The 22,045-nt window shown below is 62.2% G+C and carries 18 protein-coding genes, 1 tRNA gene and 1 pseudogene; 13 read left to right on the forward strand and 7 right to left on the reverse strand.

All coding sequences use genetic code 11. The annotated features are described in order from the left end of the window. Nucleotide 1 precedes the first annotated feature (1 nt). The 3 genes from RCCGE510_RS18335 to RCCGE510_RS18345 all read right to left on the reverse strand — a co-directional run bounded on the left by RCCGE510_RS18335 (nt 2) and on the right by RCCGE510_RS18345 (nt 2,642). Nucleotides 2-1,180, reverse strand: a complete 1,179-nt coding sequence (locus RCCGE510_RS18335) for a glycosyltransferase family 4 protein (protein WP_007632379.1) — start codon at nt 1,178-1,180, stop codon at nt 2-4. Between the two features lie 247 nt (nt 1,181-1,427). Beyond that, the gene (locus RCCGE510_RS18340; RefSeq protein ID WP_003567502.1) at nt 1,428-1,664 is read right to left on the reverse strand and encodes an Lrp/AsnC ligand binding domain-containing protein; all 237 of its coding nucleotides are present in this window, start codon (nt 1,662-1,664) and stop codon (nt 1,428-1,430) included. Between the two features lie 69 nt (nt 1,665-1,733). Beyond that, nucleotides 1,734-2,642: a LysR family transcriptional regulator gene (locus RCCGE510_RS18345; RefSeq protein ID WP_007632381.1), complete on the reverse strand. Its 909-nt coding sequence runs from the start codon at nt 2,640-2,642 to the stop codon at nt 1,734-1,736. A gap of 101 nt (nt 2,643-2,743) precedes the next feature. Here RCCGE510_RS18345 and RCCGE510_RS18350 point away from each other — a divergent pair, with 101 nt between their 5' ends. The 6 genes and pseudogenes from RCCGE510_RS18350 (at nt 2,744) to RCCGE510_RS18375 (ending at nt 11,090) form a co-directional block, all read left to right on the forward strand. Continuing rightward, nucleotides 2,744-4,156 carry a VOC family protein gene (locus tag RCCGE510_RS18350; protein WP_037079240.1) on the forward strand — a complete coding sequence of 471 codons (1,413 nt, stop codon included), beginning with the start codon at nt 2,744-2,746 and terminating at the stop codon, nt 4,154-4,156. 67 nt (nt 4,157-4,223) lie between these two features. Further along, on the forward strand, nt 4,224-5,507 hold the full coding sequence (locus RCCGE510_RS18355) for an FAD-binding oxidoreductase (protein ID WP_007632384.1): 1,284 nt from the start codon (nt 4,224-4,226) through the stop codon (nt 5,505-5,507). Nucleotides 5,508-5,571: 64 nt separating this feature from the next. Continuing rightward, a complete protein-coding gene (locus tag RCCGE510_RS18360) occupies nt 5,572-7,110 on the forward strand; it encodes an aldehyde dehydrogenase family protein (protein WP_007632385.1) in 1,539 nt (512 codons plus the stop codon). Between the two features lie 200 nt (nt 7,111-7,310). Further along, on the forward strand, nt 7,311-8,327 hold the full coding sequence (locus RCCGE510_RS18365; RefSeq protein WP_007632386.1) for an iron ABC transporter substrate-binding protein: 1,017 nt from the start codon (nt 7,311-7,313) through the stop codon (nt 8,325-8,327). 62 nt (nt 8,328-8,389) lie between these two features. Next, a pseudogene (locus RCCGE510_RS18370) lies at nt 8,390-10,056 on the forward strand (iron ABC transporter permease). Next, nucleotides 10,053-11,090: an ABC transporter ATP-binding protein gene (locus RCCGE510_RS18375; RefSeq protein ID WP_007632387.1), complete on the forward strand. Its 1,038-nt coding sequence runs from the start codon at nt 10,053-10,055 to the stop codon at nt 11,088-11,090. The pseudogene RCCGE510_RS18370 and the gene RCCGE510_RS18375 overlap by 4 nt, the downstream one beginning before the upstream one ends. A gap of 99 nt (nt 11,091-11,189) precedes the next feature. Here RCCGE510_RS18375 and RCCGE510_RS18380 read toward each other — a convergent pair whose 3' ends face one another. The 3 genes from RCCGE510_RS18380 to RCCGE510_RS18390 form a co-directional block, all read right to left on the reverse strand. Continuing rightward, complete coding sequence (locus RCCGE510_RS18380; protein WP_007632390.1) at nt 11,190-12,524, reverse strand: glucoamylase family protein; 1,335 nt, start codon at nt 12,522-12,524, stop codon at nt 11,190-11,192. A 333-nt stretch (nt 12,525-12,857) separates the two neighbouring features. Beyond that, the gene (locus RCCGE510_RS18385; RefSeq protein ID WP_007632391.1) at nt 12,858-14,300 is read right to left on the reverse strand and encodes a M81 family metallopeptidase; all 1,443 of its coding nucleotides are present in this window, start codon (nt 14,298-14,300) and stop codon (nt 12,858-12,860) included. A gap of 396 nt (nt 14,301-14,696) precedes the next feature. Further along, nucleotides 14,697-14,771: transfer RNA gene (locus RCCGE510_RS18390), tRNA-Gly, on the reverse strand. Nucleotides 14,772-15,027: 256 nt separating this feature from the next. Here RCCGE510_RS18390 and RCCGE510_RS18395 point away from each other — a divergent pair. The 4 genes from RCCGE510_RS18395 (at nt 15,028) to RCCGE510_RS18410 (ending at nt 17,730) form a co-directional block, all read left to right on the forward strand. Beyond that, nucleotides 15,028-15,537 carry a prolyl-tRNA synthetase associated domain-containing protein gene (locus RCCGE510_RS18395; RefSeq protein ID WP_007632392.1) on the forward strand — a complete coding sequence of 170 codons (510 nt, stop codon included), beginning with the start codon at nt 15,028-15,030 and terminating at the stop codon, nt 15,535-15,537. A gap of 159 nt (nt 15,538-15,696) precedes the next feature. Beyond that, nucleotides 15,697-16,671, forward strand: coding sequence for a thioredoxin (trxA, locus tag RCCGE510_RS18400; RefSeq protein ID WP_007632393.1), 975 nt, complete (start codon nt 15,697-15,699; stop codon nt 16,669-16,671). A 174-nt stretch (nt 16,672-16,845) separates the two neighbouring features. After that, on the forward strand, nt 16,846-17,532 hold the full coding sequence (locus tag RCCGE510_RS18405; RefSeq protein WP_192815327.1) for an LON peptidase substrate-binding domain-containing protein: 687 nt from the start codon (nt 16,846-16,848) through the stop codon (nt 17,530-17,532). Nucleotides 17,533-17,541: 9 nt separating this feature from the next. Beyond that, entirely contained in the window at nt 17,542-17,730 is a 189-nt protein-coding gene (locus RCCGE510_RS18410; RefSeq protein WP_007632395.1) for a Trm112 family protein, read from the forward strand. A 17-nt stretch (nt 17,731-17,747) separates the two neighbouring features. Here RCCGE510_RS18410 and RCCGE510_RS18415 read toward each other — a convergent pair whose 3' ends face one another. Then, complete coding sequence (locus RCCGE510_RS18415) at nt 17,748-18,962, reverse strand: ubiquinone biosynthesis hydroxylase (protein WP_007632396.1); 1,215 nt, start codon at nt 18,960-18,962, stop codon at nt 17,748-17,750. A gap of 84 nt (nt 18,963-19,046) precedes the next feature. On the opposite strand from RCCGE510_RS18415, the gene tesB reads away from it, so the two are divergent. The 3 genes from tesB (at nt 19,047) to RCCGE510_RS18430 (ending at nt 21,965) form a co-directional block, all read left to right on the forward strand. Next, nucleotides 19,047-19,931, forward strand: a complete 885-nt coding sequence (gene tesB, locus RCCGE510_RS18420; RefSeq protein ID WP_007632397.1) for an acyl-CoA thioesterase II — start codon at nt 19,047-19,049, stop codon at nt 19,929-19,931. Nucleotides 19,932-20,152: 221 nt separating this feature from the next. Further along, nucleotides 20,153-20,503, forward strand: coding sequence for a P-II family nitrogen regulator (locus RCCGE510_RS18425; protein ID WP_003543684.1), 351 nt, complete (start codon nt 20,153-20,155; stop codon nt 20,501-20,503). A 25-nt stretch (nt 20,504-20,528) separates the two neighbouring features. Continuing rightward, on the forward strand, nt 20,529-21,965 hold the full coding sequence (locus RCCGE510_RS18430) for an ammonium transporter (RefSeq protein ID WP_007632399.1): 1,437 nt from the start codon (nt 20,529-20,531) through the stop codon (nt 21,963-21,965). Nucleotides 21,966-22,045 lie beyond the last annotated feature (80 nt).

A 22,045-nucleotide genomic window follows, 5' to 3' on the forward strand; every position in this document is an offset into this window, starting at 1 on the left:
ATCAGATGCTTTCGACGGCGACGATATCCAACGATCTGTAGAGATCGATATAGCGTCCGGCGACGATATCCCAGGAATAGCCGCGCGCGGCGTCGAGAAGCCCAGCGCGAATGGTCTCAGTTTGGCGCGAAAGACCTTCATAGGCCGCTTCGATCGCTGTGGCGGCGGCCTCAGGATCGGTGAAATGGGCAAGCATGATAACAGGATGCCGCTCGGCAAGTGTTGCGAAGGCATCGTTGGCGTTCAGCACCGGCAGCAGCCCGGCGCTCATCGCCTCAAGCGCCACCAGGCCGAAACCTTCATATTCCGAGGCGGAGGCAAAGAGCGAGGCATCCGTGATGATCCGCCGGATGGCGCCGTTGTCGGGTGACACGTGCAGGGTGACGTGGCGGTTAAGTTTCCGGCTTTCGATCGCGGCTTCGACGTCCGCTTGGTTCAGATCGGATTCGGCGCCGACGATGTCGAGATGCCATTCCGGGTCGCGGGTCTTCAGCATGACCATCGCATCGAGCAGATAGTCCAGCCGCTTGTTCACCGAGAACCGGCCGATGGTGACGATGCGGCGCTTTGCCCGGCGCGAAGCGGTGTCGGCGAACTTGCCGATATCGGCGCCGTTTTCGATCAGCAGGCTGTCGGGCACGATTTCCGAAAACTGTTTGAGGTCGGAGGCGCTGCAGCAGACGACACGGCGATAGGCCATCGCCGACGCGCGAGTCAGCGTCCTGAACCAGATCTTCTTGATCGCCGCGTACTTTCGCGTGTGGAAGAAGCCGCCATGGGTGGTGACGATCATCGGCTTGCGATGCAGCAGTCGGCCCCAGGCGAGCGCGTCGAAGAAGAAGTCGATGGCATGGACGTGCACGAGATCGGCATCGGCGAGATGACGGAAAACCTTAGGCGCCAGCGGATAACGGCTGCTACCGGACCAGGGGATGCGCACTACCTCGATACCGTCGATGTTTTCGCGCGGCGGCAGCTTGTCCTCCGGTGTGGTGAACAGGGAATCGAGCGTGACGACGCGGACGCGATAACCGCGCCGGACAGTCTGGCGAGCGAGATTGGCGACCACGTCTTCCAACCCGCCGCGGTTGGGCAGGAACTGGCGCACGACATGGACGATCAGCGGCGCCGTTTCCGGCTGCGCCTTCTCGCGCACCCTATCTGCCTCGAGGATCGCCATTTTCCACCTATCGCTGCGCACGTTGCCCCGAGTTGAGGCGGGACTCTTATAGCAACGACCAGATCTCTCCGGCGTTAAGCCGCGGTTTAAGCGGCCTCCCGAAAGGCGATTCTTCGCGAAAAAGGTTAACCGCGTCTGACGGGAAATCAGAGCATTTCCGTTTTTCTTCGAATCACGGAAATGCTCTGTCTTTTGTTTTTACGCAATTCCGGACGCAAAACCGCTGCACACTTTTGCTGGAATTGCTTTAGAACGCCTTGAAGGTCAGGGTCGTCAGCGAGCGGACGATGCCGGGAATATTGGCGATGTTGTCGTTGATGAATTTGCCGATATCCTGGCCTTCCTCGATGTAGACCTTCAGCAGCAGGTCGTAGTCGCCGCTGGTGGAATAGAGCTCCGAGACCAGTTCGGTCTGGTAGATGGCATCGGCGACCTCATAGGTCTTGCCGGGGGCGCATTGGAGCTGGACGAAGATCGGCTTCATGGGGATTTCCTGCAAAGGGTTGGTTGGCGGCATAATGGTCGAAAGCGCCATGCCGATGCAAGCCGTTCGTCACGCGGCTGGATTGGCGGCCGCTTCCGCGACGATCCAGTCGCGAAAGGCGGCAAGCGGCGCATAGTCGGCCCGCTCGGGCGGAAAGGCGAGATAATAGCGCTCGCGGCTTTCCATTTCACGGTCGACGGCGGCGACGAGATCGCCGCGGCGGATCTCCTCCTGCATCAGAAATGTCGGCAGGAGGGCGATGCCGAGGCCGGCGATCGCCGCTTGGGCGGCGGTGGCGAACTGGTCGAAGAGCATGCCGTGCACGCTTTCGAAGGAAACGCCGTTGACGGCGAACCATTGCTCCCAGGCGTCGGGACGCGTCGTCAGGTGCAGCAGCGGAACCGAAAGCAGATCCTCTGGCCTGGAGATTGCGTATCGCTTCAGGAAATCAGGGCTGCAGGCCGGTACCGTGCGCTCCGACATCAGAAAGGCCAGTTCGGCGCCCGGCCAGTGCGGATGGCCGAAATGGATGGCGGCGTCGATCGAATCGAGGCGGAAATCGAAGGGCGAAAGCCGGGTCACCAGATTGATGGTGACGCCGGGATTGGCGGCGAGGAAACGCCCGAGGCGTGGCGCCAGCCAGCGCGTGCCGAAGGTCGGCAGGATGGCGAGATTGAGCGTGCCGCCATGCGGATTGGCGCGTAGGTTGAGCGAGGCACTGGATATGCGCCGCAGCGCCTCGCGGATTTCGCGGGCATAACTGTCGCCGGCAAGCGTCAGCCGCATGGTCTGGCGTTCGCGCAGGAATAGCTCGACGCCAAGCTGCTCCTCCAGCGCGCTCACCTGACGGCTGACGGCGCTCTGGGTCAGATCGAGTTCACGCGCCGCTGCCGTCACGCTGCCGGTGCGGGCGACCGCCTCAAAGGCGGCCAGATGCGAAATCGACGGCAAAAATCGTCTTGAAGCGAACATGATCATTCCGTTTCAGAATGAGCTATTTCCAAAATATCGATATTTCCGGCTTTGGGGTGCTTGTAAAGAGATGCATCCTGCAAAAGCGGAATGAGCCGGAGTTCCCAATGCCGAAAACCTTCGTTTCCACAGACCGCATCCGTTCGCTTTTCACCGAGGCGATGTCGCAGATGTACCGGGCGGAGGTGCCGCAATACGGCACGCTGATCGAACTGGTGGCGGATGTGAATGCTGGCTGCCTCGAAAACGACCCCGAACTGCGCGCGCGCCTGGCCAGCGCTGGCGAACTCGAGCGCATCGATGTCGAGCGCCACGGCGCCATCCGGCTTGGTACGGCAGAAGAGCTTTTCACCATTCGCCGGCTGTTTGCGGTCATGGGCATGCAGGCTGTCGGCTATTACGATCTTTCGGTTGCCGGCGTGCCTGTTCATTCCACCAGCTTCCGGCCGGTCGACGAGGCGGCGCTGAACGTCAATCCATTCCGCGTCTTCACCTCGCTGTTACGGCTGGAGCTGATCGAGGACGAGGGGCTGCGCGATGAAGCGGCGGCCATTCTGGCGGCACGGCGCATCTATACGCCGCGCGCCATCGCGCTGATCGAGCGTCATGAGCGGAACGGCGGGCTGACCGAGGCGGAAGCGATGGAATTCGTCGCCGAGGCGCTCGAAACCTTCCGGTGGCACGGCGAGGCGACCGTCAGCGCCGAGACTTACAAACGGCTGCACGATGCACACCGGTTGATCGCCGACGTCGTCAGCTTCAAGGGGCCGCATATCAACCACCTGACGCCGCGCACGCTCGATATCGACGCGGTCCAGGCCCGCATGCCGGAACGCGGCATCACGCCGAAGGCCGTCATCGAAGGGCCGCCGCGCCGTCATTGCGATATTCTGCTGCGGCAGACGAGCTTCAAGGCGCTGGAGGAAAGGATCGGCTTTTCCGGCGACGACGGTACGAACCGGGGTACGCATACCGCCCGCTTCGGCGAGATCGAACAGCGCGGCGTGGCGCTGACGGCAAAGGGCCGGGCGCTCTACGACCGGCTGCTCGCCTCGGTGCGCGGCGAGGTGCAGGTCGGCGCCGGCGGCGCCAAAGCCGGCGCCTACGACAACGAACTCGCCGAGCGTTTCAAGGCGCTGCCGGACAGTTGGGACGAGCTGCGCAGGCAGGATCTGGCCTTCTTCCGCTATTTCGCCACGCCAGCTGGCATTGCCGCAGCCGTCCGCGGTACGCTGGCCGGCGATCCCGAGGCGCTGATGGCCAAGGGTTATCTCGCCTTCGCCCCGATCGTCTATGAAGACTTTCTGCCGGTCAGCGCAGCCGGCATCTTTCAGTCGAACCTCGGCACCGACCAGCAGCAGAATTATGCGACCCGGTCGAACCGCGACGCCTTCGAGGCAGCACTCGGCGCGACCGTCCAGGACGAGCTGGCGCTTTATGCCGAATGCCAGGCGGCATCGCTGGATGCGGCGATGGAGGCGCTCGGTCTTGCGGGCCTGCAACTGAAGACCGTCGCGTAAAATGGCGGCTTCAACACTTCATCATATGCGTTAGAGTACCGCGATTTCGTTCCGATCGGACTGAGCCATGCTGAATGATCCGCGCTCCCACGGCCTCTGGGAAAAGACCGCAGCCGAACCACCGGCCACCTCGCCGCTTGCAGGCGCGGTATCGGCCGATGTCGTCGTCGTCGGCGGCGGTTACACCGGCCTGTCGTCTGCCCTGCATCTAGCCGAAGCCGGGTCGAAAGTGGTGCTGCTGGAAGCCAAGGAGATCGGCTTCGGCGGGGCGGGGCGCAATGTCGGCTTGATCAATGCCGGCATGTGGGTGATGCCCGACGATCTGCCCGGCGTGCTCGGCCCGGTGCATGGCGAACGTCTGCTCGAGCTGCTCGGCAATGCGCCGAAGCTGGTCATGGAACTGATCGACAGATACGGGATTGCCTGCGAACTCGAACGCCACGGCACGCTGCATTGCGCCGTCGGTGCGGAGGGGCTGAAGGAGATCGAGGAACGCGCGGCGCAATGGTCCGCCCGCGGCGCCGCCGTGACGCTGCTCGATGCGGCGGAGACGGCCAAACGCATCGGCAGCGATGCCTATACCGGTTCGCTGCTCGACATGCGGGCCGGAACGCTGCAGCCGCTGGCCTATGCGCGCGGTCTTGCCCACGCCGCCGTCAAATCAGGCGCCGCCATTCACACATCCAGCCCGGTCGTTGCAACGGAGCGTCGTGGCAGCCGCTGGAGCGTGAAGACCGAAAGCGGCGAAGTCAGCGCGGAATGGATCATCGTCGCGACGGATGCCTATAGCACCGGGCCGTGGGAACAGGTGCGCAGCGAACAGGTGCATCTGCCCTATTTCAATTTCGCCACCGCGCCGCTCGGCCACAATCTGCGTCAGTCTATCCTGCCGGGCCGGGAAGGCGCGTGGGATACCAAGGAAATCCTCTCCTCCTTCCGGATGGATCAGGCTGGGCGTCTGGTGTTCGGCAGTGTCGGGGCGTTGCGCAATACCGGGCTTACCGTGCATAAGGGCTGGGCCAAGCGCGCCCTGAAGCGGCTGTTTCCTACTGTCGGCGATGTCGAATTCGAGTGCGAATGGTATGGCCAGATCGGCATGACCGACAATGCGCTGCCGCGCTTTCACAAATTCGCGCCTGGGGTCATCGGCTTTTCGGGTTACAATGGCCGCGGCATTGCGCCAGGCACGGTCTTCGGCCGGACGCTGGCGGAGCATGTCCTCGGGCGGCTTGCCGAAGCCGACCTGCCGCTGCCGCTGACTTCGCCGACCGAACCGAGCTTCCGCGCGCTGAAAGAACTATGGTACGAAGCCGGCGCTCAGGTCGCCCATTTCGCCGATGCCCGCTTCTGAGAACCGGTAGAGCTTCCGGGAAGCGAAACTCGCTTCTGAGAACAACAAGATTGGAAACACGACAATGACCATCGCCGTCCTCGATCTCGCCACCGAAACCGCCAAGCTGCTTGCTGCACTCGGCGTCGATGCCGGCCGCTATCACGGCGGCACGTTGTCGGTCAGCTCGCCGGTCACCGGCAAGGAAATCGGCAAACTCAGGGAGCATTCGGTTGCCGAGGCGAAAGCGGCGATCGAAGAGGCGCATAAGGCCTTCCTCGAATGGCGTGCCGTACCGGCACCCAAGCGCGGCGAACTGGTCCGCCTGCTCGGCGAGGAACTGCGCACCGCCAAGGCTGAGCTCGGCCGTCTCGTCTCGATCGAAGTCGGCAAGATCACCTCCGAAGGTCTCGGCGAAGTGCAGGAGATGATCGATATCTGCGATTTCGCTGTCGGTCTTTCCCGTCAGCTCTACGGCCTGACGATCGCCACCGAGCGCTCCGAGCACCGGATGATGGAAAGCTGGCATCCGCTCGGTGTGATCGGCATCATCTCCGCCTTCAATTTCCCCGTTGCCGTCTGGTCGTGGAATGCGGCGCTTGCGATGGTCTGCGGCAATTCCACCGTCTGGAAGCCGTCGGAAAAGACGCCGTTGACCGCACTGGCCGTGCAGGCGCTGTTCGAGAAGGCGCTGAAGCGTTTTGTCGCAGAAGGCGGCACGGCGCCGGCCAATCTGTCGACCTTGATCATCGGCGGCCGTGACGTCGGCGAAGTGCTGGTCGACCATCCGAAGATCCCGCTCGTTTCCGCCACCGGCTCGACGGCCATGGGCCGCGCCGTCGGTCCGCGGCTGTCGCAGCGTTTTGCCCGCGCCATTCTCGAACTGGGCGGTAACAATGCGGCGATCGTCTGCCCAAGCGCCGATCTCGATCTGACGCTGCGCGGCGTTGCCTTTTCCGCCATGGGCACGGCCGGTCAGCGCTGCACGACGCTGCGCCGTCTCTTCGTGCACGACAGCGTCTACGACCAATTGGTGCCACGCCTGCAGAAGGCCTATGGCTCCGTCACCATTGGCAATCCGCTCGAGACCGGCACGCTGGTGGGACCACTGATCGACGGCCAGGCTTTCGAGAAGATGCAGGCAGCACTCGGCGAAGCGACATCGGCTGGCGGTAAGGTGACCGGCGGCGACCGCGTCGACAATGGTTCGGCTGACGCCTTTTACGTTCGCCCAGCGCTTGTCGAAATGCCTGATCAGACCGGCCCGGTCGAGCACGAGACCTTCGCGCCGATTCTGTATGTGATGAAATACAGCGATTTCGACGCAGTACTGGCCTTGCACAATGCCGTGCCGCAGGGGCTGTCGTCGTCGATCTTCACCAATGACATGCGCGAGGCCGAAACCTTCGTCTCCGCCCGCGGCTCGGATTGCGGCATCGCCAATGTCAATCTCGGGCCATCGGGCGCCGAAATCGGCGGCGCTTTCGGCGGCGAGAAGGAAACGGGTGGCGGTCGCGAATCCGGCTCGGATGCCTGGAAGGCCTATATGCGCCGCTCCACCAACACGATCAATTACGGCAGGACGCTGCCGCTTGCGCAGGGCGTCAAGTTCGACGTCGAATAGCCAGCTACAATGAAAGGCGGCGCTCAAGGAGGGTCGCCTTTTTTGGCAAATCGCGATTTATTCCCGTTGTAATATGAAATATTCAGTCAAGATATTGTGATGGCTTTTCCGACCGAGCCAAACTTGAAATCTTCAGTCAGGAAAAATATACGCCTCTCATCACCCTTGGAGACCTCGGGTGAGATCCCACGGAGGCCATCATGAACATTGCTCTTAGCCGTTTTTCTCTCGCGCTTGCCGCTTCGCTTCTCTCCGCCACCGCGCTCGCCGGCAGCGCCAATGCGCAGGACGAAGGTCTCGTCGTCTACAATGCCCAGCACGAGAGCCTGGGCCGCGAATGGATCGATGCTTTTACCAAGGAGACCGGCATCAAGGTCACCATGCGGCAGGGCAGCGACATGCAATTCGCCAACCAGATCATTCAGGAAGGCGACGCCTCGCCGGCCGACGTGTTTCTGACCGAGAATTCGCCGGCGATGACGCTGGTCGATGGCGCGGGCCTCTTTGCCCCGATCGAAAAGGACACGCTGGATCAGGTTCCCGATCAATATCGCCCGGCTGACGGGATGTGGACCGGCATTGCCGCGCGCACCACCGTTTTTGCCTATGACAAGACGAAGCTCACCGAAGACAAGCTGCCGAAGTCGATGCTCGACCTTGCTGATCCGGCCTGGAAGGGCCGCTGGGGCGCGTCACCAGCCGGCGCCGATTTCCAGGCCATCGTCGCTGCGCTGCTGCAGCTCAAGGGTGAGCAGGCGACTGCCGACTGGCTGAAGGCTCTCAAGGAAAATGCCACGCCCTACAAGGGCAACAGCGTCGCCATGAAGGCCGTCAATGCAGGCGAAGTCGAAGGCGCGATCATCTATCATTATTACTGGTTCGGCGATCAGGCCAAAACAGGCGAGAACAGCAAGAATGTCGGCCTGCACTACTTCAAGAACCAGGATCCGGGCGCCTTCGTCAGCGTCTCGGGTGGCGGCATCCTGAAGTCGACGCAGCACATAAAGGAAGCCCAGGCTTTCCTGAAGTTCCTTACCAGCAAGACCGGCCAGACGGTTCTTAGGGATGGTGACTCTTACGAATATGCCGTCGGCAAGGACGCGGCCTCCAACGACAAACTCACTCCGCTCGCCGATCTCAACGCGCCAAAAGTTGAAGCCTCGACGCTCGATAGCAAGAAGGTCGTGGAGTTGATGACGGCCGCCGGCCTGATCTGACCTTCTGCCGCAGGCGACTTCCGGCCAAAACTATTGCTTTTGGCTCAAGAAAACCTTAGGGCATGACGAAATCCGGCAACCGCTCCTCAAAAGCGGTTGCCTTCCTTTTTCAGCGTGTAAAGGCATCGGCCTTGCTGCAGGACAACAGATTGCTCGCATCCGGCGACGCGGCGCCGATCGCGCCGAGGGCCGCGTGCATGGGATTGCCGCGCGGGCCTATGCCGCATGCTTCCGTGGTGCTGATGGCGACCGTCGTCGCGATCTTCAGCCTGGTGCCGCTTGGCTTCATCGGATGGGTCACCTACGATGTCGGCTGGGAAACGGTAAAGACCCTGGTCTTTCGGCCGCGCGTCGGCGAACTGCTCGTCAATACCGTCCTGCTGGAATCGCTCACCATCCCGCTGTCGATCGCGCTTGCCGTGACGCTTGCCTGGCTGACCGAGCGGACCGACATTCCCTTCGCGCGGCTCTGGGCCTGGCTTGCGATCGCTCCGCTCGCTGTGCCTGCCTTCGTGCACAGCTATGCCTGGGTCAGCCTCGTCCCCGGCATGCGCGGCCTGCAGAGCGGCGTCTTCGTCTCGGTGATCGCCTATTATCCCTTTCTCTACCTGCCGGTCGCCGCGGCGTTGCGCCGTCTCGATCCGGCGATCGAGGACGCCGCGGCCTCGCTCGGCCTCAATCCCTGGCGGGTCTTCTTCCGGGCGGTGCTGCCGCAGCTCCGACTGGCCATCTGCGGCGGCTCGCTGCTGATCGGGCTGCATCTGCTTTCGGAGTACGGGCTGTTCGTCATGATCCGGTTCGACACTTTCGCGACGGCGATCGTCGATCAGTTCCAGTCCTCCTACAACAGCCCTGCCTCCAACATGCTCGGCGGCGTGCTCGTCGCCTGCTGTCTTTTCTGCTCGGCTTCGAGGTGCTGGTGCGCGGCAACGAACGGTATGCACGCGTCGGCTCCGGCTCGCCGCGTCCGACAGACCGTCGCCGGCTCGGCTGGTTCGTGGTGCCGGCCGTTATTCTGCCTGTCGCCCTGGCGGTGCTGACACTCGGCGTGCCGCTGGTGACGCTTGGCCGCTGGCTCTATCTCGGCGGCACCGGGATCTGGCGCTTCGAAGTCGGCAGCGCCTTCCTGCAGACGATCGTGCTTGCCATTGTCGGCGGCGTGCTGGCAACGATTGCCGCAGCACCGATGGCCTGGCTTTCCGTTCGTGCGCCCAGCCGTTTGCAGCGCGTGCTCGAAGCCTGCCATTATTATGTCGGCTCGCTGCCCGGTGTCGTCGTGGCGCTGGCGTTGGTGACGATCACCGTGCGTCTCGTGCTGCCGCTCTATCAGACCTTTGCAACGCTGCTCGTCGCCTATGTGATGCTTTTCCTGCCACGCGCCATGGTCGGGTTGCGCGCCAGCATCGCCCAGGCACCGGTGGAGCTGGAGCGCGCCGCGATGGGCCTTGGCCGGACGCCTGGCCAGGCGGTACGGCAGATCACCATGCGGCTTGCCGCACCCGGAGCGGCCGCCAGCGTGGCGCTCGCCGCCCTCGGCATTACCAATGAACTGACGGCAACCCTGATGCTGTCGCCCAACGGCGTCGATACACTGGCGACGAAATTCTGGTCGCTGACCAGCGAAATCGATTATGTTTCGGCCGCACCCTATGCCTTCATGATGGTCGTTCTGTCGCTGCCGCTTACCCTTATGCTCTATACCCAATCGAAACGGACTGCCGGCCAATGACGCTGCTTACGATCGAAAACATCAGCAAGCGCTATGGCCCGGTGCAGGCGCTGAAGGATATTTCGCTCGAGGTCCAGGCGGGCAGCCGCACCGCCGTCGTCGGCCCGTCGGGTTCGGGCAAGACGACGCTGCTGCGCATCATCGCCGGCTTCGAGCAGCCCGACGTCGGCAGAGTGACGCTCGATGGCGAAGTCCTCGCCGACGGCGCCGCAACGGTGCCGGCCCACAAGCGCGGTATCGGCATTGTTTCGCAGGACGGCGCGCTGTTTCCGCACTTAAGCGTCGCCGAGAATATCGGCTTCGGTTTCGAACGGGGTGCGGCCGATCGCGAGAAGCGCATCGTCGAGCTGCTGGATATGGTGGAACTCGACCGCGGCATGCTGGTGCGGCGCCCGCACCAGCTTTCCGGCGGCCAGCAACAGCGCGTGGCGCTCGCCCGCGCGCTCGGCCGCAAGCCGCGGCTGATGCTGCTCGACGAACCTTTCTCGGCACTCGATACCGGGTTGCGCGAGAACATGCGCAAGGCGGTTGCTCGTGTTCTCAAGGCGGCCGGCATCACCACCATTCTCGTCACGCATGATCAGGAAGAGGCGCTGACCTTTGCCGATCAGGTCGCGGTGCTGAGAGAAGGACGGCTGGTTCAGGCCGGGTCGCCGCAATCATTGTATCTGCATCCCAGGGATCGCGAGACGGCGCTGTTCCTCGGCGATGCCGTGCTGCTTCCCGCCATCATTCGGAACGGCCTGGCCGACTGTGCGCTTGGCCGCGTCGCCGTCGAAGGCAGCCGTCAGGGCAAGGCGGAGATCATGCTGCGGCCCGAGCAGATCCGCGTCGTTGCCGATGAAAGCGATCGCAACCATGGCGGACGTGTTGTCGAGGTGGAATTCGGCGGCGCGGTTTGCACCGTTGCCGTTTCGCTCGACGGCGTTGCGCTGCCGCCGATCCTGATCAAGACCTCGAGTGTCGCGCTGCCGGCGCGAGGCGATCTCGTTCGCTTGGATATTGCCGGCAAGGCGCATGTCTTCGAGAGCTGAGTGAGAGCGTCGCGCGTCCGAGGACGCGCAGAACCGCTCTAACTTCTTGCTTTAACGCGATTCCTGACGGAAACCGCTTCGCACTTTTCCTGGAATTGCTTAGCCGAACTTGCGCACCAGGTCTTCCGGTTCGATGCCTTCGAGCCAGCCGCCGGTAAAGCCGGCGCGCTCGAGCCCGAGGCGGATGGCCGGCGATTGCCGCATCAGCTTCCAGATGAAGTCGGAGCGCTCGTTCTCGAGGGTCATGACGAGAAGACCCTGATCGATGCCGACCGTGCGGTCGTCGACCCAGCCTTCCGGCCGCTTGGTCTTGACTGTCGGGTTGAAGCCGCCGGGAAAGCCGCCTTCCAAGAGCAGGTTCGGATAGCTGGTCAAAAGCGCCTTGGTGCCGTCCATAGCCGCCTGCCGGTCGTAGGGCAGGCACGCAAGGGCTGCCCAGGGTGCGATCGTGCCGTCATCCGGGCCGAGCGGGGCGCCGCGGGCGGCATAGCCCAGAACCTTCGGCTGACGGCCGCCGCGCATGCGCCGCGTCGGCGGCGGACCGTCGCAGGCGGAGAAACCCCAGATATTCTTATTGTAGCCGACGAACTGGCCGGGATTGCGCTCGGCATAATCACGCTGGACGTTGATAGCCACCTGGGTGTTGCGGAAATAATCCCAGTTCCGCTCGGCCATCGGCTTGTCCTGAATGCCGCGGAAATCGATCCAGGCATGGGAGAAGAGGTGGATGAACAGCGGCCCGGCATAGAGATAGGACTGTTCGCCGTGCAGCATCCAGGAATAGCTTGACGTAAAGGCGTCGTAGCAAGACTGCGGGATGGGGTGCGTCGGCGAGCCGAGCGCCAGTGTGTAGAGGATGATCGCCTCATCGAAGCCGTGATAACGCCAGCGCAGGAAGCCGGAAGACGGCTTCCAGCCCATGGCAATGGTGTCGCCCTTGTTCAGGGCCCAGCGCCAGTCGACGCGCTCGTAGATGAAGGTCGCGAGTTCACGGATTTCAGTCTCCGTTTCGTCGTCTTCGCGATTGAAATACTGCGCCGCCGTCAGGATGCCGGCGACAAGCAGCGCCGTATCGATGGTCGACAGCTCGCTGTTCCAGGCGCGATGGCCGGTATCCATATGCAGGAAATGGTAGAAGAAGCCGCGGTGGCCGGTGGCGTGGCGTTCCTCGCCCTGACGCGCCTCGGCGAAAAACCGCAGCGTATTGACCGTGCGTTCGGCTGCCTCCGCGCGGCTGATCCAGCAACGCTCGACACCGACGGGATAAGAGGAAAGGGCAAAGCCGACGGCTGCGATACTTGCCGGCACGCCGCCGATCGATGTATCGGCCACCAGGCCGTTTTCGGGATTGGAATATTTCAGGAAGTACTTGAATGCCGAATGCTGCAGCCTGTCGACAAGCGCTGCGTCAATGTCTTCAATCCGTTGCAGCATAGGCTCCTACCCAACTGTTGCATCGCCCCATGCTTCAACATGGTGGCCGTCCCCGGGCAAATCAAACCTTTTTGATTCGTACGGATAAGAGAACACGAATGGGCGGAATCGGTCGTTAATAATTATTGGTGAAATAATATCTAGCAAAAGTCATATAAGCAGTGCAGCAAAAGGAGCGGTTACGCCCCAATCCGCAACCGTTGTCTTCTGCGATATTTTTGCCTCGGACACTTTGCGGAGCCGCTGAGTGTCGCCCGATCGTAGAGCCGGCGGGGCGCGGCCGTGTCTGCGCGCGCCTCAACCCGTCGGCATGAACCACACCTCGCGCCGATCTCAAGTCCCCGCAGAACGCGAGGAGAGGAAGACCTGCGGCTCGAAGGCAAAGTCCTTGTCGAAGGGATAGGTCGGATGCTGTTTGCGCAGCCGCGGCAGGCGCTCGACGAACTGATCGACGACACCGGTCGACAGCGCCATCAGGTTCGGATTGGCGATCGGCGCCAGTTCCGGCGAGAGATAGCCCGATTTGACGACGATGATCCTCGCCGCATGCGGATCGAGACCGAGTCGAGTGAAATCGGCGATATTGTGATAGGGCCGGCGCTTGGCGCAGAGCACGAGGTCGATGCCGTCGATCGCAACCACCGCCTGGCGGTCGGCCGGATCTGACGTTTCGTGCAGGAATTTGACCGTGAAACGAGCAATGACCGGCTTGCTGCCATTGCTGTCGAGTGTGGCGCCGACGCTGAGGTCCAGCTCGGCACCCACGCTTGCGGCATAGCAGGCCTCGGTCGCAGCCTTGTCGGTGATGCCGGCGAGGACGACGCCGGTTGCACCCTTGGCGATCAGCTCGGCCAGGACATCGGCCCGGTCTCCGACACCGCCGCCCGTTGGGTTGTCGCCGGATTCGGCGAGCACCACCGGGGCGGTTGGGCTAGCGATCGCTCTCGCGACACATTCTTCCAACGAGCCGGTTTCGCAGCCGAAGACAAAGTTTTCGCGCACATCCCAATAGGCCCTGGCGAGACGTCTTGCCTCGCGCTCCATTGCCGCGCGGTCGGTGCCGGTCATGATGGCGGCGGCCGTGGCGCGCGGTTCGTCGGCCCAGACATAGCCGACCATCAGCGATGCATCCCAGACGCCATCAATCGCATCGATGCCGGGCAGCATCTCATACAGGCTCTTTGCCGGCTCATCGACGGTGCTGGTGCGCTCGCCGGGCAGCACGACCGGGATCGGCGCCCAGAGAACGACCGGCCTTGCGCCAGTCTTCAGGCTCTCCACCAGCATGGAGACGGAACGGCGCATCGTCTCCTCGACGTCGATATGCGGCGCGGTGCGATAGGTTGAATAAATATCGAGCGCATCGATGATGCGCTGGGTGACGTTGCCATGCAGGTCGTAGCTTGCCGAAACCGTGCAATCCTCGCCGACCAGCGCGCGGGCCGCACTGATCCAGTCGCCCTCGGCATCCTCCATGCCTTCGACATACATGGCGCCATGCATGGCGAGGTAGAGACCATCGAGCGGCAGCAGCGGCTTCAGCCGCTCTAGGAATTCGCTCTTAAAGGCCTCGTAGGCCGCACGCGAAACCGGGCCGCCGGCAATGGCGCGGGCATGGATCGTCGGCAGGAATTCGGCGTCGTAATCTCTGAGGAAGCCAAAGTAGGGTGATGCCAGCAGTGCGTCCCCGCGCAGCACGCGAAAATCCTTCTCCTCGTTCAGGACGGGATTGTATGTGCTGCATTCGATATGAATGCCACCGACGGCGATACGCATGGGGAAACCTCAGTTGATGTTGGGAGCAATCAGGAAGGTATAGGTGGCGATGCCGGCGGCCTGAACCTTGAGGCCGGTCCCGTCGTCAAGAATTTCGCCTGTCATCTGACACCAAGTGTGGGATTGTCGCAAGCGGTGCCGCCTCATCTCATTAAGTGCGCCATCGCTCCTGCCGATCACGATGACCAGAACATCATCTTATGAGTCGAGGCCAAGCAGGGTGGCGTTGCTATGAGGTGAGTCGTTGGATGCATGCAAGATCGCGTCGAACACAGCAGCTTACGCGCACCGGCCGCGAGGCGCACACGCCCCATGATTCGCCCGATCAGCGAGCTTACGGATCGGCAAACATCATACGCAGCACAGGCACACTAAGGCTTTGAAATTTAGATAAACTGGAGCGGGCGAAGGGATTCGAACCCTCGACCCCAACCTTGGCAAGGTTGTGCTCTACCCCTGAGCTACACCCGCTCAATCCGCATCGGTCCGGGGTAGTTGCTGGACCGTGGGCGCCGCCTCTCGGCGACCGGCGCTATATGGCCTAACGGGTTTTCAAATGCAACAGGGAAATGACGGAGAGGCGAATAAAAATTTGGCAGGTCGCATGAGGCAGGCGGAAAGGCCGCAAATGCGGGGCAAAGCGTCGGCCGCAAAGATTGCCAAACGATGTCGACGGACTTAATCAGGACGCCTTGTCTTTTTCCCTTCCTGTCCAATGGATTGCCCAATGTCCGAAAATGTCCCGAAAACCAGAGAAGAATTGTTTGCCTTTCTCGATGGGCTCGGCATTGCCCATAAGACCGTCGACCATGCGCCGGTGTTCACCGTGGCGGAATCGGTTGCGCTGCGCGACGAGATCCCCGGCGGCCACACCAAGAACCTGTTCGTCAAGGACAAGAAGGACAGGTATTTTCTCCTGACCGTCGAGGAAAATGCTGCCGTCGATCTCAAGCAGGTGCATAATGCCATCGGCGGGTCCGGCCGGGTCTCCTTCGGCAGGCCGGAGAAGTTGATGGACTATCTCGGCGTCATTCCCGGCGCGGTGACCGCATTCGGCGCGATCAACGATACTGCGGCGAATGTCACCTTCGTGCTCGATGCCGATCTGATGCGCGAGGAAATCATCAACTGCCATCCGCTGTCCAACGATGCGACGACATCGATTGCGAGCGTCGATCTCATCCGTTTCATGGAAGCGACCGGGCATAAGCCGCTTGTCTTGAAAGTGACGTCCTGACATACGATTTTAGCGCTAAAGCGCGTCGCGGACTTTCAGTTTCGCTTGCCGCGCTTTAGGCCTTTGGTTTTGTGCATGTCTTGATCGCAAAACCGCTACACTTTTGCGCGACATGCTTTAGCAAAGACGCCGGCAAGATCGGCGCGGCGGGAGATACCTATGAGCGGCAGCGACAACCCCTATAACGGTTCCTTCGGAAATCAGATGACGGCGACGACAAGCTTCGGCGCCACCCCGGAACCGGCGGCTGCAGCCGGCAGCTACATCACCGACACGACGACGGCGAATTTCGGCAAGGACGTCATCGAGGAATCGCGCCATCAGCCGGTGCTGGTCGATTTCTGGGCGCCCTGGTGCGGGCCCTGCAAGCAGCTGACGCCGGTACTGGAAAAGGTGGTCAACGAAGCCAAGGGCCGTGTCCGGCTGGTCAAGATGAACATCGATGACCATCCCTCGATCGCCGGCCAGCTCGGAATCCAGTCGATCCCGGCGGTCATCGCCTTCGTCAATGGCCGCCCTGCCGACGGCTTCATGGGTGCGGTGCCGGAAAGCCAGATCCAGCAGTTCATCGACCGTATTGCCGGCCCGGCCGGCGCCGATGAGGCGGCCGAGATCGAAGCCGTGGTTACGGAAGCAGCAGAGCTGCTGGCTGCCGGCAACGTCAACGAGGCCGCTCAACTCTACGCCGCCGTGATGCAAGCCGATCCCGAAAATGCCAAGGCGATTGCCGGAATGGCCGAATGCATGATCGCCGCAAACCAGCATGAGCGGGCGCGCGAAACTCTGACCGATCTGCCGGAAGAGCTGGCGAAGGACGCCGGCATCCAGGCGGTGCTGAAAAAGCTCGAACAGATCGAGGAAGCCCGCAAGCTCGGCGATCCCGTTGCGCTCGAGCGTGACCTTGCCGCAAACCCCGACGACCACGAAGCGCGGCTGAAGCTCGCCAAGATCCTCAATGTCGAAGGCCGGCGCGACGAAGCGGCCGAGCACCTGCTGCTGATCATGCGCAAGGACCGCACCTTTGACGATGACGGCGCCCGCCGCCAGCTGCTGCAGTTCTTCGAGGTCTGGGGCTTCAAGGATCCGGCGACGATTTCCGCCCGGCGCAGGCTTTCGGCAATGCTGTTCTCCTAAAGTGCCGCGGGTCCGATAGCACGGCAAGCCGCTGGATCGCTCTAAGTCCGCGTCCAATCCTTTGGAAGGTCGATCCCGATTTTCGGGGCGACGCGCTAAGTTTCGAGCATCTGCCCTTGCGTTTTCGGACGGGGGCACCACATTCTCGTGAGGACGGGCATGCCCGTTACAAGAATGCGGGACGGTTTCATGCAAGTCGGGAATGCCAGATACCTGAAGCCGGGCGATCTGCCTGATACAATCGCCGTGTTCCCCCTGACCGGTGCCCTCCTTCTGCCGGCCGGGCAGCTTCCGCTCAACATTTTCGAACCGCGCTATCTGGCGATGCTGGATGCCGCACTGACGGGAAACCGGCTGATCGGCATGGTGCAGCCGGCGTTCGGCGAACACGAGGACAAGGGTGGCGATCCCAATCTTGCCGCCGTCGGCTGCCTCGGCCGCATCACCTCCTTCGCCGAGACCGGCGATGGCCGCTATATCGTCTCGCTGACCGGCGTCTGCCGCTTCCGGTTGCTGGAGGAGAAAGCGACGAGCGATCCGTTCCGTACCTTCCGCATCGTCCCGTTTATCGCCGATCTCTCGGCCGCGAACGAGGAGGAGGCGGTCGACCGCGCAGCGCTCTTGACCGCCTTCAAGGCCTATCTTGCGGCCAACAAGCTGGAAGCCGACTGGGAGAGCGTCGAGCGGGCGAGCAATCTGACGCTTGTCAATTCGCTGGCGATGATGTCGCCGTTCGGGCCGGCTGAAAAGCAGGCACTGCTGGAAGCGCCCGATCTGAAGACGCGGGCCGAAACGCTGATCGCTATTACCGAGATCGTGCTGGCGCGGGTCTTCGGTGACTCCGACACGATTCTGCAGTAGACTTCAGCCATGGACGAAAAACTCAGCCGCGTCGATCCTAAGCTGCTCGATCTGCTGGTCTGCCCGCTCTCCAAGGGCCGGCTTTCCTATGATCGCGACCACAATGAGCTGGTCTCGGAAAAGGCGCGGCTTGCCTATCCGATCCGCGACGGCATTCCGATCATGCTGGTGTCCGAAGCCCGCGGCCTCGACGAATAGAGCTCTTTAAATCGGCATCAAATCACTTGGCCGGCCAGCAGGCGCGGATTGTCCTTCGCCGTCGTTCCGGCCGCCTGGCCGATGAAGAAGGATTTGAGGCGGGGCAGCCGGTCGACGATGCCGAGGCCGACGTCGCGGGCGATGCGGATCGGTGTTGCGTCGTTGGAGAACAGCCGGTTCAGCACATCCGTCGTCACGCCCATACGAAACGTGTCGAAGCGGCGCCAGGTCTGATAACGTTCGAGAATGGTGATCGATCCGATATCGAGGCCGAGCCGATCGGCCTCGACGATCGTTTCGGCAAGTGCGGCAACATCCTTGAAGCCGAGATTGAGGCCCTGGCCCGAGATCGGGTGAATGCCGTGGGCCGCGTCGCCGGCCAGCGCGAAACGCGGGGCGACGAAAGCGCGGGCCAGCGTCAGGCCGAGCGGGAAGGCGCGTTTGTCGCCGATGATTTTCAGCGCCCCAAGCTTGTGGCCGAAGCGGCGTTCGAGCTCTTCCTCGAAGACCAGGTCGTCGGCGGCGACCAGCCGATCGGCATCATGTGTCCGCTCCGTCCAGACGAGCGAGGAGCGATTGTTCTTGAGCGGCAGGATGGCGAAGGGACCGGCCGGCAGGAAATGCTCCTCGGCGCAGCCATCATGCGGCCGTTCATGCTCGACGGTTGCAACGATGCCCGACTGGCCGTAGTCCCAGGTGACGGTCCTGATGCCGGCGAGATCGCGCAGCGTCGAGCGCACGCCATCGCAGGCGACCAGCAGCCGGCTCTCCAACCCGCTGCCATCCGACAGCGTGACGGTGACGTGGCTGTCATGCGTCTTCAGCTCCGTAGCGCCGAGCCCGTGACGGATGTCGATGCCGAGCCGCTCGCAGACGCCACGCAGCGCTGCGACCATGACAACATTCGGGATCATGTGGGCGAAAGGCCGGCCTTCCGCCGCTTCACCATCGAAAGTCAGAAAGACCGGACGCACGGGATCGGAGGTCTTCGAGTCGGTGACGATCATTTTGGTGATCGGCTGGGCTTCCGGCTCGATCTCGTTCCAGATGCCGAAGACCTCGAGCATCTTCGCCGCCGCCGCGATGACGGCGGAAGCGCGCGTGTCGTTTTTCCAGACATGCTCCGGCGCCGCCTCGACGACGGCGACCTTCAGATGGGGTGCTGCCTGTTTGACCGCGACAGCGGCGGAAAGGCCGACATAACCCCCGCCCACAACCAGCATGTCCAGCATCGCGCCGCTCCCGTACCTTATGCCTCAGATGTGACCTATATAGATCATCGCAACTTCACTTCCTACCGCCGGGAGACATACAAAATGACGCGCGAGACGACCGGGCCTTCGGCGATGGAGACGCTGCTTTCGACGCTCGACCTGGAGCCGATCGAGGTCGATATCTTTCGTGGGCGCAGCCCGCAGGCCGGCTGGCAGCGGGTCTTCGGCGGCCAGGTGATCGGCCAGGCGTTGATGGCGGCGCAACGCACCATCGAGGGCGAGCGTTTCGTCCATTCGCTGCACGCTTATTTCATGCGACCCGGCGATCCCTCCGTGCCGATCATCTACCAGGCGGAGCGCATCCGCGACGGATCGAGCTTCAATACGCGGCGCGTCGTCGCGATCCAGCACGGCAAGGCGATCTTCACGCTGTCCGCCTCCTTCCAGGTGGAAGAGCCTGGCTTCGAGCACCAGATTGCCATGCCCGAGGTGACGATGCCCGAAGCGCTGCTCGGCGAACAGCAGATCAAGGAGCAATATCTCGCGCATGCGCCGGAGCCGATCCGAAAATACTGGCAGCGCGAGCGGCCGATCGAGATCCGTCCCGTCTCGCTGACCCACTATTTTTCCGACAAGAAGCTCGAGCCCCGGCAAGACGTCTGGGTGCGCGCCACCGGCCCGGTTCCCGACGACCGGCTCTATCAGGCGGCCGTGCTTGCCTATCTCTCGGACATGACGCTGCTTGATACGTCGCTTTATGCACACGGCACCTCCATCTTCGACCAGAGCCTGCAGGTGGCAAGCCTCGATCATTCCATGTGGTTCCACAGGCCCTGCAAGCTCGACGACTGGCTGCTCTATACGCAGGACAGCCCGTCGGCTTCGGGTGCCAGAGGGCTGACCCGGGGGTGCCTCTTTACCCGATCGGGTGAGCTGATCGCCTCTGTCGCACAGGAGGGTTTGATTCGGAAAAAGGCAAATGAATAAAAAATATGCATCTTTTTAAATTTGCGCATTATTTGTGCGCTTGTTGGTCGATCATTTGCCGGTCATTTGCCTGTTTATTGGCACTCGATAATATAATCGTTATTTTTCAATAAGTTATTATATGCCTCGAATCTGGCACGTCCCTTGAATGTATATCGCCGGTCGCTGTTCAGGAACGTCAGCGGCAAGGAGAGTCGGCTCCGCGCCGAGGATAACGAAGGATGGGAAACCAGATGAAAATTGTGATGGCTATTATCAAGCCGTTCAAGCTCGATGAGGTCCGCGAAGCTCTTACGGCGATCGGTATTCAGGGGCTGACCGTGACCGAAGTGAAGGGCTACGGGCGCCAGAAGGGGCATACCGAAATCTATCGCGGCACCGAATATGCGGTCAGCTTCCTGCCGAAGCTCAAGATCGAAATCGCGGTTGCATCGGAACTCGTCGACAGGGCGGTCGAGGCCATCGCGGCATCGGCCAAGACCGGTCAGATCGGCGACGGCAAGATTTTCGTCTATTCGATCGATCATGCCGTGCGCATCCGTACGGGCGAAACCGATTCAGAAGCGCTGTAAGCGGCAGATCAAGGAGCCATTTCCAATGTCAATTTCGAAGTTTTCTTCCAGCTTTGCGCGGATTTGCGCAGCAACGGCTGCGCTTCTGGCGCCGGCTGTCGCTTTCGCGCAGGAGGCTGCCCCCGCGGCTGCCACCGCCACCGCTGCTGCCGCTCCGGCCTTCACCATGGACAAGGGTGACAACACCTGGATGCTCGTCTCCTCGGCGCTCGTCCTGCTGATGACCATCCCCGGCCTTGCACTTTTCTACGGCGGTCTCGTCCGCGCCAAGAACATGCTCTCCGTGCTGATGCAGGTCTTCATGATCACCGCCGTCGTGGCGCTGATCTGGGTGACTTACGGCTATTCGCTCGCCTTCACCGACGGCGGTTCGCTGAACAGCTTCGTCGGCGGCTTCTCCAAGGCTTTCCTTGCCGGCGTCAACACCTCGTCGCTCGCCGAAACCTTCTCGAAGGGCGTCGCCATTCCGGAATACACCTTCATCGTCTTCCAGATGACCTTCGCCTGCATCACGCCGGGCCTGATCGTCGGCGCATTCGCCGAACGTATCAAGTTCTCGGCCGTCATGCTGTTCGTCGTGCTCTGGGTGACCTTCATCTACTTCCCGATGGCGCACATGGTCTGGTTCTGGGGCGGTCCGAGCTCCTACACCTCGCCGGCCGGCCTGATCTTCTCCTACGGCGCAATCGACTTCGCCGGCGGCACGGTCGTCCACATCAATGCCGGTATTGCCGGTCTCGTCGGCGCCATCATGCTCGGCAAGCGCACCGGCTATAAGAAGGAAATCATGGCCCCGCATTCGATGACGCTGACCATGGTCGGCGCCTCGCTGCTCTGGGTCGGCTGGTTCGGCTTCAATGCCGGCTCCAACCTCGAAGCCAATGCCTACGCCTCGCTTGCCTTTATCAACACCTTCGTCGCGACGGCTGCTGCTGCCGTGTCCTGGTGCATCATCGAAAGCCTGACCCGCGGCAAGGCTTCGATGCTTGGCGGTGCTTCAGGTGCGGTCGCCGGTCTCGTCGCCATCACCCCGGCGGCAGGTTTTGCCGGCCCGATGGGCTCGATCGTTCTGGGCCTCATCGTCTCGCCGGTCTGCTACTTCTTCGTCGACGTCGTGAAGAACAAGTTCAACTACGACGACAGCCTCGACGTCTTCGGCGTCCATTGCGTCGGCGGCATCATCGGCGCTCTCGGCACCGGCATCCTCGTCAACCCGGCACTCGGCGGTGCAGGCATCGTCGACTATTCGACAGCCGATTTCGCTGCCTCCTACGCCGGCATGGGAACCCAGGTGCTCGCCCAGGCCAAGGGTGTGCTGACGACGCTGCTGTGGTCGGGCATCGGTTCGGCGATCCTCTACAAGATCGTCGACGTCGTCATCGGCCTGCGCGTGAGCGTCGAAGCCGAGCGCGAAGGTCTCGACCTTTCGACCCACGGCGAAGCCGCCTACCACTCTTCTTGATCATAGGGTTTGCGGCGTCCGGCACAAGGGCGCCGCTTCACGGCCCGTCGCGGCCTATCTAGAGCTTTTCCGGGTTAAAC

The sequence above is a fragment of the Rhizobium sp. CCGE 510 genome (assembly GCF_000292525.1).
GTDB lineage: Bacteria > Pseudomonadota > Alphaproteobacteria > Rhizobiales > Rhizobiaceae > Rhizobium.